Here is a 16,228-nt window from a genome sequence, read left to right on the forward strand (position 1 = left end):
CAGCATGCCAGACAACACAATCCAGTGGGACAAGGATGCCGACGGCATCGTCACGCTGACCATGGACGATCCCTCCGGGTCAACCAACGTGATGAACGAGGCCTACATCGAGTCGATGGGCAAGGCCGTCGATCGCCTTGTCGCCGAAAAGGATTCGATCACCGGAGTGGTAGTCGCCAGCGCGAAGAAAACCTTCTTCGCCGGCGGCGACGTCAAGACGATGATCCAGGCCAGGCCCGAGGACGCCGGCGATGTATTCAACACCGTCGAGACCATCAAGCGGCAGCTGCGCACCTTGGAGACATTGGGTAAGCCGGTCGTCGCGGCCATCAACGGGGCGGCGTTGGGCGGCGGCCTGGAGATCGCGCTGGCGTGTCATCACCGGATCGCCGCCGACGTCAAGGGCAGCCAGCTCGGTCTGCCGGAGGTGACGCTGGGTCTGCTGCCGGGTGGCGGTGGGGTGACCCGCACGGTACGGATGTTCGGCATCCAGAACGCGTTCGTGAGCGTGCTGGCGCAAGGTACCCGGTTCAAGCCGGCCAAGGCCAAGGAGATCGGTCTGGTCGACGAGCTGGTGGCAACGGTCGAGGAGCTGGTGCCCGCCGCCAAGGCTTGGATAAAGGAGGAGCTCAAGGCCAACCCCGACGGTGCCGGGGTGCAGCCGTGGGACAAGAAGGGCTACAAGATGCCCGGCGGCACCCCGTCGTCGCCGGGTCTGGCGGCGATTTTGCCGTCGTTCCCGTCGAACCTGCGCAAGCAGCTCAAGGGTGCCCCGATGCCGGCGCCGCGGGCCATCCTGGCCGCCGCGGTCGAGGGGGCACAGGTCGATTTCGACACCGCCAGCCGCATCGAGAGCCGCTACTTCGCGTCGTTGGTCACCGGCCAGGTCGCCAAGAACATGATGCAGGCGTTCTTCTTCGACCTGCAGGCCATCAATGCCGGCGGGTCTCGGCCCGAAGGCATCGGCAAGACCCCGATCAAGAGGATCGGTGTGCTGGGTGCGGGCATGATGGGCGCCGGCATCGCCTACGTCTCTGCCAAGGCCGGCTATGAGGTGGTACTCAAAGATGTCAGCCTTGAGGCCGCCGCTAAAGGCAAGGGCTACTCCGAAAAGCTGGAGGCCAAGGCGCTGGAGCGGGGCCGCACCACACAGGAGCGCAGCGACGCCCTGCTGGCGCGCATCACCCCGACCGCCGACGCCGCCGATTTCAAGGGCGTTGATTTCGTGATCGAGGCGGTTTTTGAAAACCAGGAGCTCAAGCACAAGGTGTTCGGCGAGATCGAAGACATCGTCGAGCCCAACGCGATCCTGGGATCCAACACCTCGACGCTGCCGATCACCGGTCTGGCGACCGGCGTCAAGCGGCAGGAAGACTTTATCGGGATCCACTTCTTCTCGCCGGTCGACAAGATGCCGCTGGTGGAGATCATCAAGGGCGAGAAGACTTCTGACGAGGCCCTGGCCCGGGTGTTCGACTACACCTTGGCCATCGGCAAGACCCCGATCGTGGTCAACGACAGCCGCGGCTTTTTCACCTCGCGGGTCATCGGCACGTTCGTCAACGAGGCGCTGGCGATGCTCGGTGAGGGTGTCGAGCCGGCTTCTATCGAGCAGGCGGGGTCGCAGGCCGGGTATCCGGCGCCGCCGCTGCAGCTGTCCGACGAGCTCAACTTGGAGCTGATGCACAAGATCGCCGTCGCCACCCGTAAGGGTGTTGAGGACGCCGGCGGCACGTACCAGCCGCATCCGGCGGAGGCCGTGGTGGAGAAGATGATCGAGCTCGGCCGGTCCGGCCGGCTGAAGGGCGCGGGCTTCTACGAGTACGCCGACGGCAAGCGATCCGGGTTGTGGCCCGGCTTGCGCGAGACGTTCAAGTCGGGCTCGTCGCAGCCGCCGCTGCAGGACATGATCGACCGCATGCTGTTCGCCGAGGCGCTGGAAACCCAGAAGTGCCTCGACGAGGGGGTGCTGACGTCGACGGCCGACGCCAACATCGGCTCGATCATGGGCATCGGCTTCCCGCCGTGGACAGGTGGCAGTGCCCAGTTCATCGTCGGCTACTCCGGCCCGGCCGGTACCGGTAAGGCGGCTTTCGTGGCCCGGGCCCGCGAGCTGGCGGCCGCCTACGGCGACCGCTTCCTGCCGCCGGAGTCGCTGCTAAGCTGAGCGCGAGCAGACGTAAAAGCCCCCGCACGCTCGGCGTGTCGGGGGCTTTTACGTCTGCTCGCGCAACCTAAATTGCCGGGCCCAGCAGGTCGTCGGCGTCGCGGATGATGTAACCGTAGCCCTGCTCAGCTAAAAACCGCTGCCGGTGTGCGGCGTACTCGGCATCCAGGCTGTCGCGGGCCACCACCGAGTAGAAGATGGCACCGCCCCCGTCGGCCTTGGGTCGCAATATCCGGCCGAGCCGTTGCGCCTCTTCCTGGCGTGAGCCGAATGTTCCCGAAACCTGTACCGCCACGGCGGCTTCCGGCAAGTCGATGGAGAAGTTAGCCACCTTGGACACCACGAGCGTAGCGACCTCGCCGCGGCGGAAGGCGTCGAACAGTGCCTCGCGTTCGCTGGTCCTTGTCGACCCCTGAATCACCGGAGCGCCGAGCTCGGCGCCCAGCTCGTCGAGCTGATCCAAGTACGCTCCGATGACCAGGGTCTGCTCATCCGGGTGCTTCGCCAGAATCGACTTGACCACAGCAATTTTGGTGTGCACCGTCGAGCAGATCCGGTAGCGTTCTTCGGGTTCGGCGGTGGCGTACATCATCCGCTCGCTGTCGGTCATCGTGACCCGGACTTCCACGCACTCAGCTGGCGCGATCCAGCCCTGCGCCTCAATGTCCTTCCACGGCGCGTCATAGCGCTTTGGTCCGATAAGGGAAAACACGTCGCCCTCGCGTCCGTCTTCACGGATCAACGTGGCGGTCAGCCCCAGCCGCCGTTTGGACTGCAGGTCAGCGGTCATCCGGAAGACCGGTGCCGGCAACAGGTGCACCTCGTCATAGATGATGAGCCCCCAGTCGCGGCTGTCGAACAGTTCCAGATGGCGGTACTCGCCCTTAGTGCGGCGGGTGATCATCTGGTATGTCGAGATGGTGACAGGTCGGATTTCCTTGCGTTCTCCCGAGAATTCGCCGATCTCATTCTCGGTGAGCGAGGTGCGCGCGACCAGCTCTCGTTTCCATTGCCGGGCCGCGACGATATTGGTGACCAGGATCAACGTCGTCGCGCCGGCTTTGGCCATTGCGGCCGCACCGACCAGCGTCTTGCCGGCCCCACATGGCAGCACCACCACCCCGGAGCCGCCCGCCCAGAACGAGTCCGCGGCCAGCCGCTGGTAATCGCGCAGCTGCCAGCCCTCCTGGTGCAGGCTGATCGGGTGCGCTTCACCATCGACGTAGCCGGCGAGATCCTCTGCGGGCCAACCGATCTTGAGCAGCAGCTGCTTGACCCGGCCGCGTTCGCTGGGGTGGACGACGACGGTGTCGTCATCGATGCGGGCGCCAAGCATCGGCGCGATCTTCTTGTTGCGCAGCACTTCCTCAAGCACCGCGCGGTCCAGGCTCACCAGCGTCAGGCCATGGGCCGGGTTCTTGACCAACTGCAGTCGTCCGTAGCGGGCCATGGTGTCGACGATGTCGACGAGCAAGGGTTGCGGCACCGCGTAGCGGGAGTAACTGACCAGCGCGTCGACGACTTGCTCGGCATCATGGCCGGCGGCGCGAGCATTCCACAGTGCCAGCGGTGTGATGCGGTAGGTGTGGACATGTTCGGGTGCACGTTCCAGCTCGGCGAACGGCGCGATGGCGGCGCGTGCAGCGCCGGCCAGTTCATGGTCGACTTCCAACAGCACCGTCTTATCGGACTGCACTATCAATGGTCCGTCAGTCAATGGCGCCGCTCCTCCTCATCGCTGCGCTCTGCATCGTCGCCGGCGGTAGTCAATGGCGCCGCTCCTCCTCATCGCTGCGCTCTGCATCGTCGCCGGCGGTAGTCAATGGCGCCGCTCCTCCTCATCGCTGCGCTCTGCATCGTCGCCGGCGCGGGGGTCATGGGCTCCATTATCGGTCGTGGGCCGACACCACCAACGTGATGCGGTGGATGGCGAAGTCACGCAGTCGCCCGGATGACGAGTCGAACGCCACCAGCTGGCCGCCCCGTAGCGTGATCGGTGCGACCACCCGCTGAGTGGCAACGCCGGCGGCATCGAGGTAGCTGATCACCAAGGTGGCCTGGTCCTTGGCCGCGCGCTGCAACAGCGACATGGTGACCGCCGGGTCGACGCGGACATTAGCGAACGGCGCTGCGGTCACCTCACGCAGCACGGCAACCACGGCTTTCAACGCCTCGCTATTGGGTCTCGGCGGCGGTCGGTATGGCCGGCGCCGTTGCGGTGTGGGCACCCGGGCGCCGCGGGTTCGCACGTCGACAACGGCTCCGGTGGAATCTTCGGCGGCCGGGGCAAAGCCCGCGCCGCGCAACGTGACGAGGACTTCGGATATCGGAGCGGGGGACACCGCCACCGTTGGGGCCAGGGCCCGCAGTGCCAGCCCGTCGGCTTCGGGCGCCGCCACGACCTGGGCCAGTAGCGTTGGGTCCTCGCACCGCACGAACGATGCGGCCATGCCGATCCGAAGCTGGCCGTGCCGGCGCGCGACATCGTCGATGAGATATGTAAGCCCTTGTGGTACAGGAGTTTTAGAACGATTTGCGAAGAATTCCTGCAACCAGTCGCGGGACTTGCCGACATCGAGGGCATGCCGGATCGACTGCTCGCTGACGCGGTACACCATCGCCGTGCCGGCCGATTCCACGGTGGCGACGGTGGTCAGGTCGTCGGCCAGTTCGCGCTGCAGCGGCCCTGGCACCACGACGGTCAGGTCGGCCTGCACCAGGAAGTGATCGATGGGCTTGGGCAGCGCCCGAGCCATCACGCCGACCGCGGCGGCAGGGGCAGTAGCTGGCTCTAAGGCCTCGTCCAACAGTGCGCGAGCAGGCGTGCTGATCGCCCCGCGCCCCACCAGACCCAGCGCATGGCCCTCTGTCAGCAGATCCGCGATAGGCGCAGGTTGCAATCGCCTGGCCCAACGTGGGCGGCGCCAGATCAGTGTCGCCGACGCCCGGGACGCATCGACGCCGGCGCCGGCGGGCAGCTCGGCGAGCATGCCTAGCAATAGCCGGCGATCCAGTGGGGCCGCCGTGGAGAACAGCGAATCCGACAGGGCGCCATAGGGTTTGGCGTCGGGTCCGCGGGTACCGATTAACGCCGGCCGGCCCGGAAGGTCAAGCCAGGCGCTGGCCAGCAAGTGCCAACGCTCGGCGGGTGACATCGTGGCGAATCGATCGGCGGCCACCGTTGGCGCCCAAAAAGGTCCGTCACTGTGGGGCGGTTCGGGATCGGGCATGCCGCTGGCGATCAGTCCAGCCGCGGCCGCAATCTCGAGGATTAGGCCCAGCCGCGGCTCGTCGATTCCCGTTGCCTTGGCCAGCCGCTTGAATTCACGAACCCCCAGTCCGCCGCTGCGTAGTTCGGCAACCGGTGTGGCGCCGAGGTTTTCGAGCAGTACGTCGACTTCACGCAGTAGGTCGATGACGGCTCCGGCCGCCGCAGCGTCGGCGTCGTCGGGTGTGGTGGTGGAAACTACCGGGTCCGGCGCGGTCAACTCCATCGGACCGGGTTGTTCGCCGCGCAGCACCTGCCCGACGTGGCGGGGCAAGATCACCGTTTCGGCATCGATTCGTCGCAGCAAGCCCATCGCCAGCAACCGCGGCACGGGTCGATCAGATGGCGCGCCGGGTGCGGCGTCGCGAGTGCGCCCCACGGGTGACCCTTGGAGCAATTTGTCCAGAACGTCACGCTGCGCGGGGTCGAGGCCGGCGATCAGGTCGGCGAGCTGATCCCCGGAACGCGAACTTCCCTCGAGGGTGACCTGGCCGGGATGCCACGGCAACGCCGTACCTGCGTCTGTCGCCACCCGGACTGCGGTCTCGCCCCAGGCCAGGGCACGTTGTTTAAGGTCAGCCAGCGCGCCAAGCACGTCGGCTTGGGCGGCGCGGTCGCCGATCACTGCCAGCAGCCGGACGATCGGCACCGGTGCGGTATCTGCCTGCAGCACCAGCAGTGCGTCGAACACCGCCAGCCGCAGGAAGTCGAGCTCGTCGGTGGCCGCCTTGACCGACTGGCGGGCCTGGGCACGGGCGGCCAGCGCGGCGATGCTGCCGGGTGGTGGCTGGGCAAGGTCGGGCCGCAGCTCCAACAGCTGGGTCAGCCGTTCATCGGGCAAGGCGGCCAGCCAGGACCCCAGCGGGATATCCGGGGTGTGTTCGGTCATTGCTGATCAGCGTAGGCCGGACCAGCCTTGTGGCGTGGGCGGGTGCAAGACCTGTCAGAATGGTTTCGTGGCTGACATTGCTGAAGGTAAGGCACGCAAGACCAGGTACGTGGACCATGGTTGGCCGACCACCGATCCAGACGACCATGCGGTGAGCGAACTCGTGACCGACCGCACGGGTGCGCTATCACCCTTCGGTGAATTGACGTTCCCGGTACCGTCCGACGACCTGCCCTACATCCACCCGGTGACCGTCATCAATCGGTAAGCCGCCAGGATGGCCAGGGCTTCTGGGGCATCCGACTACCGCTCGGGCGAGCTGTCGCACCAGGATGAGCGGGGGGCAGCGCACATGGTCGATATCACCGAGAAGGCAACCACGAAGCGAACAGCCGTTGCCGCGGGCATCTTACGTACCTCGGCGCAGGTGGTGGCGCTGATCTCGACTGGCGGGCTGCCCAAAGGGGATGCGCTGGCCACCGCGCGGGTGGCGGGCATTATGGCGGCCAAGCGCACCAGCGACCTGATCCCGCTGTGCCATCAACTCGCGCTTACCGGAGTCGACGTCGATTTCACCGTCGGCCAGTTGGATATCGAGATCACAGCGACGGTACGCAGTACCGACCGAACGGGCGTCGAGATGGAAGCGCTGACCGCTGTCAGCGTGGCCGCCCTCACGCTCTACGACATGATCAAGGCGGTCGATCCGGGCGCGCTTATCGATGACATCCGGGTGCTCCACAAAGAAGGCGGTCGTCGCGGGACCTGGACGAGGCGATGAGCACCCGGTCCGCTCGAATTGTCGTTGTGTCGAGCCGCGCGGCGGCCGGTGTGTATACCGATGATTGCGGGCCGATTATCGCTGGATGGCTTGAACAGCATGGGTTTTCGTCCGTCCAGCCGCAGGTGGTTGCCGACGGGAACCCAGTCGGCGAGGCGCTACACGACGCGGTCAACGCCGGAGTCGACGTGATCATCACTTCCGGCGGCACCGGTATCTCGCCCACCGATACCACGCCCGAACACACGGTCGCCGTGCTGGACTACGTCATTCCCGGGCTGGCCGACGCGATCCGCCGCTCCGGCCTGCCCAAGGTGCCGACATCGGTGCTGTCGCGCGGGGTGTGCGGCGTGGCTGGGCGGACCCTGATCATCAATCTGCCGGGATCGCCTGGAGGTGTACGTGACGGCCTCGGGGTGCTCGCCGATGTGCTGGACCATGCTCTCGAGCAGATCGCCGGTGGAGATCACCCGCGATGACGCAGGTCCTGCGCGCCGCGCTGACAGATCAACCGATCTTTCTGGCCGAGCACGAGGAGCTGGTGAGCCATCGGTCGGCTGGCGCCATTGTCGGGTTCGTCGGAATGATCCGCGACCGTGACGGTGGACGGGGGGTGTTGCGGCTGGAGTACTCCGCGCACCCGTCGGCCGCACAGGTCCTTGCGGATTTGGTGGCGGAGGTAGCTGAAGAGTCCAGTGGCGTGCGTGCGGTGGCGGCCAGCCACCGGATCGGCGTCTTGCAGGTCGGGGAGGCCGCCCTGGTGGCGGCGGTTGCCGCCGATCACCGGCGGGCGGCGTTTGGCACCTGTGCGCACCTGGTGGAGACCATCAAGGCGCGGCTTCCCGTGTGGAAGCACCAGTTCTTCGAGGACGGTACCGACGAATGGGTGGGTTCGGTTTAAAGTCCGGCCTCAGCCCGTCAGCCGATGACGTACGGCTGTGCGAGCGAGTCCAGCGCATCGTTGCCGCAGACGTCCTGGGCCCGAATCGCCTGCCACAGCTTCTTCGTATAGGCGATGTTCGAGACTTGGGGCGTTTCGGCGGGCGCCTCGGTGACGTCGCCGGGCGGCGGTGCGTCAGCTGGTTGGGGGTCGGGCTCGGGGAGTTCCAAATCGGTGGCAAGGCCAACCGGGCCGCCTGGAGCTGTGGCGGGCTGATCGCCCGGCGCGGTTTGCTCGTTCACCGCAGCGGGTGGTGCCAGGTCGGCGGGCGCGGGTGGCGCCAGTTCGGCGGGCGCGGGTGGCGCCAGGTCGGCGGGCGCGGGTGGCGCCAGGTCGGCGGACGCGGGTGCCAGATCGGCGGGTGGCGCCAGTTCGGCGGGAGCTGCCGGGAGGGGTTCACCCAGCGGCGCGGGCAGGTCGTTTACGGCAAGTTCCACGGGTGGTGCCAGGTCGGCGGGCGCGGGTGGCGCCAGGTCGGCGGGCGCGGGTGGCGCCAGGTCGGCGGGCGCGGGTGGTGCCAGGTCGGCGGGTGGTGCCGGGTCGGCGGGAGCTGCCGGGAGGGGTTCACCCAGCGGTGCGGGCAGGTCGTTTACGGCAAGTTCCACGGGTGGCGCGACGTCGGCGGGCGCGGGTGGTGCCAGGTCGGCGGGTGGTGCCGGGTCGGCGGGAGCTGCCGGGAGGGGTTCACCCAGCGGTGCGGGCAGGTCGTTAGCGGCAAGTTCCACGGGTGGCGCCGGGTCGGCGGGCGGCGGGGCCAGCGGTGCTGGTTCGCCGTTGACCGCGGCCGCGTCCAACGGAGCGTCCATCGCTGCCGAAGCGGGAAGCACTTCGCGGGGTGTTGCGTTCGATAACCCGCGGCCGCACACCGGCCAGGCGCCGCGACCCTGGGTGGCCAGCACCCGCTCACCGACGGCAATCTGCTGCTCCCGGCTGGCCAGCTGAGCCGACGGGGCGAACTCGCCGCCACCATGTGCGGCCCAGGTGCTTTGAGTGAACTGCAAGCCACCGAGGTAACCGTTGCCGGTGTTGATCGACCAGTTGCCGCCCGACTCGCAGCGGGCCACCTGATCCCATTCCCCGTCGGTGGCCGCGGTCGCCTGAGCGGCCATGGCGATGCCGCCGCCACCGAGTACTGCGCCGGTAAAGGCGATCTTGGCGACGCTGACGTTGGATGTGGTGGGCTTACGGTGGCGTCCACTCATACGTTAGGTAATTCCTCTCGGTACACGCCTACGAGGTCAGCTGTCGGGTTCGGGTTGGATTCGCCGTGGAGAGGATCACCCGGCCGCGGTCGTACATCGGCGAACGACGTTGGCTTCACCCCAAGGAGCCGTATGCGGCTCCGGTCCGATCTCGGCGGACCTGGTGGGTCCCCCGCCTCCATCCGCGGTCGGAATCCCTCGCCCACTGGATGGAGTTCGGCGTGCTATCGGCGAGGGAGGGCACGTCATTTTGGGTTAGGTTGACGAGCCTCCCGAGACGGTAGCGGTTTCAGGCGATTCCGTCACGTTTAAGAAAAGTCGGCGTTTCCGTCACAATCGCCGGCAAGAACGCCAAGAAATATAGGCATTTGCGCAGGTAGTAAGCCCTCGCAATCGGAGCGTGTCCGCCCCGTTATCGTTCCGTTATGTGGGTAATGTCACATGGCCTTAGCCGCCGGCGAAAGGGGGTAGTACGTCAATCGTGTCGCCGGCGGATAACGCGACGGCGTCATCTCGGACGACAATCCCGTCGCGCAGGTAGGAGCATCGACTCAACACCGTCGCGAGGCGAACATCGCGGACCGACAGGCCGTCTATCAGCTCGGCGACTGTGGCGCCAGATCGCAGGGTGACTTTCTCCGACCCGGCACCAGCGGCCGCTCGGGCGGCCGCGAAGTAGCGGACAGTCACCTGAATTCCGGCGGATTCGTCGGACACCTGCGTCACCGGTTAGCCACCGATCGCGCTCATCGGGCGGTCGGGCTGAATGAAATCGGGGGCGTTGATGCCGTGGCCGGCGGGTTTGCTCCACATCGCGGCACGCCATGCCGCCTCGATCGCGTCGTCGTCAGCACCGCCGCGCAGTAGGCGGCGCAGGTCGGTCTCCTCGGTGGAGAACAGACAGCTGCGGATCTGGCCATCGGCGGTCAGCCGGGTGCGGTCGCACGTCGAACAGAAGGCGTGCGACACCGAGGCGATGACACCGAACCGTCCGCGTGGCGTGTTCGGTCCGGCGTCGACCAGCCAGAGTTCGGCCGGGGCCGAACCGCGCGGTGCCGGGTCGGGCCGTAGCCGGAAGTGGGGCCGCAGCGCCGCCAGCACGTCGTCGGCGCTCAGTGCGATGTTCCGCCGCCAGCTATGCCCCGCGTCCAGCGGCATCTGCTCGATGACTCGCAATTGATAACCGCGCTCTAGGCAGAACCTCAGCAGGTCGACGACATCCTCGCGGCCGGTCGTGGGGTCGAGGACGGCGTTCACCTTGACGGGTGTCAACCCGGCTGCCTTGGCGGCGGCCAAGCCGGCCAGCACATGCGCAAGCCGGTCCCGACGGGTGATAGCAGCGAAGTGGGCGCGGTCGATGCTATCCAGCGAGACGTTGACCCGGTCCAGGCCCGCTTCGGCCAGGGCGCCCGCCCGCCGCGCCAGTCCCACCCCGTTGGTGGTCAGCGAGATCTCCGGGCGCGGCCGCAGCCTAGCTGTCGCTGCGACCACCTCGTCGAGGTGGTGGGCCAATAGCGGCTCGCCGCCGGTGAACCGCACGCTGGTGACGCCGAGCCGAGTTACCGCGATGTGTATCAGCCTGGCCAGTTCGTCGGGCCGCAGCAGTTGCTCGCCGGGCAGCCACCTCAGCCCTCGCTCAGGCATGCAGTAGCTGCACCGCAGGTTGCAGCGGTCGGTTAGCGACACCCGCAGATCGTTGGCGACCCGGCCGAACGTGTCCACCAAAGGGCCAGTGGTGGGTACGACCCGCGGGTCGGCAATGCCGTTGGTGCGGCTGCGCAGCGCCGGCATGCCCAGCGCGGTCAGTGTCATGTGGGCACCTGTGAGTTGACCCCGACGATGTCCTTGCCCAGCGGCACCAGCGACACCGGGATCAGTTTCAAGTTGGCCAGTGCTAGCGGAATGCCGATGATCGTGACTGCCATTGCCGCGGCACTCACCAAATGCCCGAGGGCCAGCCAGATCCCGAACAGCAGCACCCAGATGACGTTGCCGATCAAGGCCCCGGTCCCGGCGGTTGGCTTTTCGACGATCGTCCGGCCGAACGGCCACAACGCGTACGACGCGATGCGCAGCGCCGCGAAGCCAAACGGAATGGTGATGATGAGCAGGAAGCAGACAAGCGACGCCAGCAGGTACCCGAGGGCCAGCCAGAGGCCACCGAACACCAACCAGATAACGTTCAGGATTAGTCGCATATCGCCTCCAGCGGTAGCGCAAGCCTACCGCGTGAGGGGTAAGCAGGGGTGCTCGGCGGCCGACGATCCGAGTAGGATCTTCAGATCGTCATCGCGTCCCGCGCAGGCGGGACGCGTCTTCTGTTGCCAATCCGAGCGATCCGTCAGACAAGCAGGTGAGACCAGTGCCGACCGGCAAGGTGAAGTGGTACGACCCCGACAAGGGGTTCGGCTTCCTGTCACAGGAGGGTGGCGAGGATGTCTACGTCCGCTCCTCGGCGTTGCCCACGGGTGTCGAGGCACTCAAAGCCGGGCAGCGGGTGGAATTTGGCATCGCCTCCGGGCGGCGCGGACCGCAGGCATTGAGTCTCAGATTGATCGAACCGCCGCCCAGCCTCTCCCGGCCGCGCCGTGAGCCGGCGGCCGAGCACAAGCACAGCCCCGATGAGCTGCACGGCATGGTCGAGGACATGATCACGTTGCTGGAAAGCACCGTGCAGCCGGAGCTGCGTAAGGGGCGCTACCCGGATCGCAAGACTGCTCGCCGGGTCGCCGAGGTTGTCCGGGCGGTGGCGCGGGAGTTCGAGTCCTAACGGGGTCGGGTGGTGCGCTGGCCCAATTGCGCCGAGCTGGCAACGCCGCGCCGTTCCAGGGTCACGGTCGGATCGATTCCGCCGCACTCGGTTTGACGAGACGACGACCGGCTAGCAGTTAGCCGGGTTGGCCGGCGCTGCCCGGGCTGCCGCCCATGCCGGGATTGCCGTCGGTGGTTTTCCCGTCGCCGCCCGTGCCGCCCTCACCGCCTGTGCCGCCGGCGCCACCCGCGCCGCCCGCTCCTCCGGCACCAACGCCACCGTCGCTGCCCGCGCGGCCAATCAGCCCGCCGGACCCGCCCTTGCCGCCGAGGGCGCCGGGGGCGCCGCCGTTGCCGCCGTTGCCGCCGGTGTTGCCGTTACCGCCAAACGCTGCGCCCGGACCACTGTTGGTGCCGCCACCACCGGCGCCTCCGGCACCTCCAGCACCACCGGAACCACCAGTACCACCGGCACCGGCCGTGCCGCCGACACCACCGGCGCCGCCGTTGCCGATGAGCAGCCCGCCAGCACCCCCGTTACCGCCCTGGCCGCCGATACCGCCTTCGCCACCGGTGCCGAGGGCGCTCGCGCCGTCACCGCCCACACCGCCATCGCCCCCGAACGCCTTGCGTGAACTGCCGGCGCTGTCGGTGTTGGCGGCACCGCCGTCGCCCCCGGCGCCGCCGCCGCCGCCGGGGGCACCGCTACCACCGGTACCACCGACTCCGCCCGCGCCGCCGGCGCCGCCGTCGCCGATCAGCAGCCCGCCGCGGCCACCGGCGCCCCCGGTTCCGCCCGCTCCGCCGGTACCGCCGGAAGCGAAGCTGTCGAAGCCGTTGCCGCCGCTGCCGCCGTTACCGGCTTCCGCGTTGCTGGGAGAATTGGTGCCCACCTGGGCATCCCCGCCTTCGCCGCCGGCGCCCCCCACACCGCCGGGGGCCTGGGCGTTCCCGCCGGCACCGCCGTTACCTCCTATGGCTGCATTGCCGATGGAAGCGGCGCTGCCGCCGGCGCCGCCAGCGCCGCCATAGGCGCCCTCACCCCCTTTGCCTCCCTCACCGCCCACGGCGTCGCCGTTGACGGTTGAGACGGCGTTCCCGCCAGACCCGCCAGCGCCGCCGGACGTCATCGCGTCGCCGGCATCGCCGGGGCCACCGTTACCGCCTATGGCGTTGCCGCCCAGCGTCTGGTCGGTGCCGGTACTGCCGGCATCAGCGGTGCCGGTGGGTGTGGGGTTGACGCCGTCTGCCCCGGCTGCCCCCATACCGCCCTGCCCGCCCGCGCCGCCAGAACCGAACAGGTAGGCGTTGCCGCCGGCACCTCCTGCTGCGCCCATACCGCCATTGACGCCGGCCACCCCGGTCCCCCCGAGCCCGCCGGCCCCGCCATTGCCGTATAACCACCCCCCGTTGCCGCCGACGCCGCCGACCGCGCCGGCCCCTCCGGCCCCCCCGGTCCCGCCGATGCCGATCAACCCGGCGCTGCCGCCGGCTCCGCCGGCTTGGCCGACCCCGCCGGACCCGCCATTGCCGCCGTTGCCATACAACAAGCCACCCGGCCCGCCGGCCTGCCCGGTACCCGGCGCACCATTGGTGCCGTTGCCGATCAGGGGGCGCCCGAGCAGCGTCTGCGTGGGCGCGTTGATCACATTCAACGCTTGCTGCAGCGGGGAGGCATTTGCGGCCTCGGCGCTACCATATGCGCCCGCAGCCGTGCTCAAGGCCTGGATAAACCGTTCATGAAACGCGGCCGCCTGCGTGCCGAGTGTCTGATAGGCCTGGGCGTGCCCGGAAAACAGCGACGCCACCGCTGCCGACACCTCGTCGGCGCCCGCGGCCAGCACTCCGGTGGTCGGGGCCAGCGCCGCGGCATTGGCCGCGCTCAACGTCGAGCCGATCTGCGCCAAATTGTTTGCTGCCGCTGCCACCATCTCCGGCGTCGCCAATACATACGACATCGCTGTCCTCCCGCAGGGTCTTCGTTGACCGATCGGCTGTTACTAACGTTAGCGCGAACGCGGGTCGGCGTCTCCAGTTTCTATTTCTTGACATGGAAAAACGGCGGCCCCGACCCTGCCTCAGCGTCGCAGCCGTCGTTGGCGGCGAGCACCGGTGACCGTGACTTTGGTAGCGGCCCGTCCGCAGTGGGTGCCACGTAGTATTCGGACAGATAGGTAGTGGTAGGCAACCTTCGTGATTCGTCAGCGAGGAGGCGGCGATGGCACAGCAAACTCAGGTCACCGAGGAGCAAGCGCGGGCCCTTGCCGAGGAATCTCGCGAAAGTGGTTGGGATAAACCGTCCTTCGCCAAAGAACTCTTTCTGGGCCGCTTTCCCTTAGGGCTCATACACCCATTTCCCAAGCCGTCGGACGCCGAGGAGGCCCGAACCGAGGCGTTTCTGGTCAAACTGCGGGAATTCCTCGACACCGTGGACGGCAGCGTCATCGAGCGTGCTGCCCAGATCCCCGACGAGTACGTGAAAGGCCTGGCCGAGCTGGGCTGTTTCGGCTTGAAGATTCCGTCCGAGTACGGCGGGTTGAACATGTCGCAAGTCGCCTACAACCGCGTGCTGATGATGGTCACGACGGTTCATTCCAGTCTTGGCGCGTTGTTGTCGGCGCATCAGTCGATCGGGGTACCTGAACCGCTCAAGCTTGCCGGGACTGCGGAACAGAAGCGGCGGTTCCTACCGCGGTGTGCGGCCGGCGCGATATCGGCCTTTTTACTAACCGAACCCGATGTGGGCTCCGATCCGGCGCGCATGGCATCGACGGCGACGCCGATCGATGACGGCCAGGCTTACGAGCTTGAGGGTGTGAAGTTGTGGACCACCAACGGTGTGGTAGCGGACCTGCTAGTGGTTATGGCGCGGGTACCGCGCAGTGAAGGGCACCGAGGGGGAATCAGCGCCTTTGTCGTCGAGGCTGATTCGCCCGGGATCACCGTGGAGCGGCGCAACAAGTTCATGGGACTGCGTGGCATCGAAAACGGCGTGACCCGGCTTCATCGCGTCAGGGTGCCCAAAGACAACTTGATCGGCAGGGAAGGCGACGGTCTGAAGATCGCGCTGACCACACTCAACGCCGGACGGCTGTCCCTACCGGCGATCGCAACCGGAGTTGCGAAACAGGCGCTGAAGATAGCGCGGGAATGGTCCGTCGAGCGAGTGCAATGGGGCAAGCCGGTTGGCCAACATGAAGCGGTAGCCAGCAAGATCTCGTTCATTGCCGCCACCAATTACGCGCTCGATGCGGTGGTCGAGCTGTCCAGTCAGATGGCCGACGAAGGCCGCAACGACATCCGGATCGAGGCTGCGCTGGCTAAATTGTGGTCCAGTGAGATGGCCTGCCTGGTTGGCGATGAGTTGCTACAGATCCGCGGTGGCCGCGGATACGAGACCGCCGAATCCCTCGCCGCGCGCGGTGAGCGGGCGGTACCAGTGGAGCAGATGGTGCGGGACCTGCGGATCAACCGGATCTTCGAAGGGTCCAGTGAGATCATGCGGCTGCTCATCGCGCGTGAAGCGGTCGACGCGCACCTCACTGCCGCGGGTGATCTGGCGAACCCTAAGGCCGATCTGCGGCAGAAGGCCGCGGCGGCGGCCGGCGCCAGCGGGTTCTACGCGAAGTGGTTGCCGAAGCTGGTTTTCGGCGAAGGCCAACTACCCACGACGTACCGCGAGTTCGGCGCCCTGGCGACACATCTGCGTTTTGTCGAACGCTCGTCACGCAAATTGGCCCGCAACACCTTCTACGGGATGGCGCGCTGGCAGGCCAGCCTGGAGAAAAAGCAAGGGTTCCTCGGCCGCATCGTGGATATCGGCGCCGAGCTATTCGCCATCTCCGCGGCGTGTGTGCGCGCCGAGGCGCAGCGAACGGCCGATCCGGTCGAGGGTGAGCAGGCATACGAACTGGCCGAGGCGTTCTGCCAGCAGGCCACGTTGCGGGTGGAGGCGCTGTTCGACGCGTTGTGGTCCAACACCGACAGCATCGACGTTCGGCTGGCAAACGATGTGCTGGAGGGCCGCTACACCTGGCTGGAGCAAGGGATACTCGATCAGTCCGAAGGCACCGGACCGTGGATCGCGTCCTGGGAACCGGGTCCATCCACCGAGGCCAATCTGGCTCGGCGGTTCTTGACGGTGTCGCCATCGAGCGAAGCGAAACTTTAGGGCGCCCGCGTGGCCGGTCACGTCCGCGGGGGACCGCCCGAGTCTCGTCGGGTACCACG

14 protein-coding genes and 3 other annotated features are annotated in these 16,228 nt (G+C 67.4%); of the genes, 7 read left to right on the forward strand and 7 right to left on the reverse strand.

Going from position 1 to position 16,228, the window contains the following annotated elements:
* Positions 1–4 precede the first annotated feature (4 nt).
* Positions 5–2,167 carry a fatty oxidation protein FadB gene (gene fadB / locus Rv0860; RefSeq protein NP_215375.1) on the forward strand — a complete coding sequence of 721 codons (2,163 nt, stop codon included), beginning with the start codon at positions 5–7 and terminating at the stop codon, positions 2,165–2,167.
* A 67-nt stretch (positions 2,168–2,234) separates the two neighbouring features.
* Here the strand turns inward: fadB and ercc3 are convergent, their stop codons facing one another.
* Both ercc3 and Rv0862c read right to left on the reverse strand, forming a co-directional pair.
* Complete coding sequence (ercc3, locus tag Rv0861c) at positions 2,235–3,863, reverse strand: DNA helicase Ercc3 (protein ID NP_215376.3); 1,629 nt, start codon at positions 3,861–3,863, stop codon at positions 2,235–2,237.
* Between the two features lie 21 nt (positions 3,864–3,884).
* Positions 3,885–3,937: a repeat region (53 bp Mycobacterial Interspersed Repetitive Unit,Class II), on the reverse strand.
* Positions 3,938–3,990 (reverse strand) — a repeat region (53 bp Mycobacterial Interspersed Repetitive Unit,Class II).
* Positions 3,991–4,045: a repeat region (55 bp Mycobacterial Interspersed Repetitive Unit,Class II), on the reverse strand.
* A gap of 8 nt (positions 4,046–4,053) precedes the next feature.
* Positions 4,054–6,324, reverse strand: a complete 2,271-nt coding sequence (locus Rv0862c; protein NP_215377.1) for a hypothetical protein — start codon at positions 6,322–6,324, stop codon at positions 4,054–4,056.
* Here Rv0862c and Rv0863 point away from each other — a divergent pair.
* The 4 genes from Rv0863 (at position 6,311) to moaE2 (ending at position 8,006) form a co-directional block, all read left to right on the forward strand.
* Positions 6,311–6,592 (forward strand): hypothetical protein gene (locus Rv0863; protein ID NP_215378.2). Within the gene, positions 6,392–6,592 belong to an annotated coding region; the region does not span the whole gene. The two genes, Rv0862c and Rv0863, sit on opposite strands and share 14 nt — an antisense overlap.
* A gap of 9 nt (positions 6,593–6,601) precedes the next feature.
* Positions 6,602–7,105, forward strand: a complete 504-nt coding sequence (gene moaC2 / locus Rv0864; protein NP_215379.1) for a cyclic pyranopterin monophosphate synthase accessory protein — start codon at positions 6,602–6,604, stop codon at positions 7,103–7,105.
* Positions 7,102–7,584 carry a molybdopterin biosynthesis protein gene (gene mog / locus Rv0865; RefSeq protein ID NP_215380.1) on the forward strand — a complete coding sequence of 161 codons (483 nt, stop codon included), beginning with the start codon at positions 7,102–7,104 and terminating at the stop codon, positions 7,582–7,584. Before moaC2 ends, mog begins: the two co-directional genes overlap by 4 nt.
* Positions 7,581–8,006: a molybdopterin synthase catalytic subunit 2 gene (moaE2, locus tag Rv0866; RefSeq protein NP_215381.1), complete on the forward strand. Its 426-nt coding sequence runs from the start codon at positions 7,581–7,583 to the stop codon at positions 8,004–8,006. Before mog ends, moaE2 begins: the two co-directional genes overlap by 4 nt.
* 17 nt (positions 8,007–8,023) lie before the next feature.
* On the opposite strand, the gene rpfA is transcribed toward moaE2, so the two are convergent.
* The 4 genes from rpfA to Rv0870c form a co-directional block, all read right to left on the reverse strand.
* Positions 8,024–9,247 carry a resuscitation-promoting factor RpfA gene (gene rpfA / locus Rv0867c; RefSeq protein NP_215382.1) on the reverse strand — a complete coding sequence of 408 codons (1,224 nt, stop codon included), beginning with the start codon at positions 9,245–9,247 and terminating at the stop codon, positions 8,024–8,026.
* Between the two features lie 447 nt (positions 9,248–9,694).
* Complete coding sequence (moaD2, locus tag Rv0868c) at positions 9,695–9,973, reverse strand: cyclic pyranopterin monophosphate synthase (RefSeq protein NP_215383.1); 279 nt, start codon at positions 9,971–9,973, stop codon at positions 9,695–9,697.
* A gap of 3 nt (positions 9,974–9,976) precedes the next feature.
* Complete coding sequence (moaA2, locus tag Rv0869c; RefSeq protein NP_215384.1) at positions 9,977–11,059, reverse strand: molybdenum cofactor biosynthesis protein MoaA; 1,083 nt, start codon at positions 11,057–11,059, stop codon at positions 9,977–9,979.
* Positions 11,056–11,445, reverse strand: a complete 390-nt coding sequence (locus Rv0870c; RefSeq protein NP_215385.1) for an integral membrane protein — start codon at positions 11,443–11,445, stop codon at positions 11,056–11,058. Before Rv0870c ends, moaA2 begins: the two co-directional genes overlap by 4 nt.
* A 164-nt stretch (positions 11,446–11,609) precedes the next feature.
* Here Rv0870c and cspB point away from each other — a divergent pair, with 164 nt between their 5' ends.
* The gene (gene cspB, locus Rv0871) at positions 11,610–12,017 is read left to right on the forward strand and encodes a cold shock-like protein CspB (protein ID NP_215386.1); all 408 of its coding nucleotides are present in this window, start codon (positions 11,610–11,612) and stop codon (positions 12,015–12,017) included.
* A 118-nt stretch (positions 12,018–12,135) separates the two neighbouring features.
* Here cspB and PE_PGRS15 read toward each other — a convergent pair whose 3' ends face one another.
* The gene (gene PE_PGRS15 / locus Rv0872c) at positions 12,136–13,956 is read right to left on the reverse strand and encodes a PE-PGRS family protein PE_PGRS15 (protein YP_177763.1); all 1,821 of its coding nucleotides are present in this window, start codon (positions 13,954–13,956) and stop codon (positions 12,136–12,138) included.
* Between the two features lie 260 nt (positions 13,957–14,216).
* On the opposite strand from PE_PGRS15, the gene fadE10 reads away from it, so the two are divergent.
* Complete coding sequence (fadE10, locus tag Rv0873) at positions 14,217–16,169, forward strand: acyl-CoA dehydrogenase (RefSeq protein NP_215388.1); 1,953 nt, start codon at positions 14,217–14,219, stop codon at positions 16,167–16,169.
* The last annotated feature ends 59 nt before the right edge of the window (positions 16,170–16,228 follow it).

Origin of the sequence: Mycobacterium tuberculosis H37Rv (assembly GCF_000195955.2) — a bacterium.
GTDB lineage: Bacteria > Actinomycetota > Actinomycetes > Mycobacteriales > Mycobacteriaceae > Mycobacterium > Mycobacterium tuberculosis.

Excerpts from the sequence above, each read along its gene's own strand:
- fadB (NP_215375.1), top strand. The coding sequence starts at position 5 with ATGCCAGACAACACAATCCAGTGGGACAAGGATGCCGACGGCATCGTC.
- Rv0862c (NP_215377.1), bottom strand. The coding sequence starts at position 6,324 with ATGACCGAACACACCCCGGATATCCCGCTGGGGTCCTGGCTGGCCGCC.
- moaC2 (NP_215379.1), top strand. The coding sequence starts at position 6,602 with ATGGCCAGGGCTTCTGGGGCATCCGACTACCGCTCGGGCGAGCTGTCG.
- mog (NP_215380.1), top strand. The coding sequence starts at position 7,102 with ATGAGCACCCGGTCCGCTCGAATTGTCGTTGTGTCGAGCCGCGCGGCG.
- moaE2 (NP_215381.1), top strand. The coding sequence starts at position 7,581 with ATGACGCAGGTCCTGCGCGCCGCGCTGACAGATCAACCGATCTTTCTG.
- rpfA (NP_215382.1), bottom strand. The coding sequence starts at position 9,247 with ATGAGTGGACGCCACCGTAAGCCCACCACATCCAACGTCAGCGTCGCC.
- moaA2 (NP_215384.1), bottom strand. The coding sequence starts at position 11,059 with ATGACACTGACCGCGCTGGGCATGCCGGCGCTGCGCAGCCGCACCAAC.
- Rv0870c (NP_215385.1), bottom strand. The coding sequence starts at position 11,445 with ATGCGACTAATCCTGAACGTTATCTGGTTGGTGTTCGGTGGCCTCTGG.
- PE_PGRS15 (YP_177763.1), bottom strand. The coding sequence starts at position 13,956 with ATGTCGTATGTATTGGCGACGCCGGAGATGGTGGCAGCGGCAGCAAAC.
- fadE10 (NP_215388.1), top strand. The coding sequence starts at position 14,217 with ATGGCACAGCAAACTCAGGTCACCGAGGAGCAAGCGCGGGCCCTTGCC.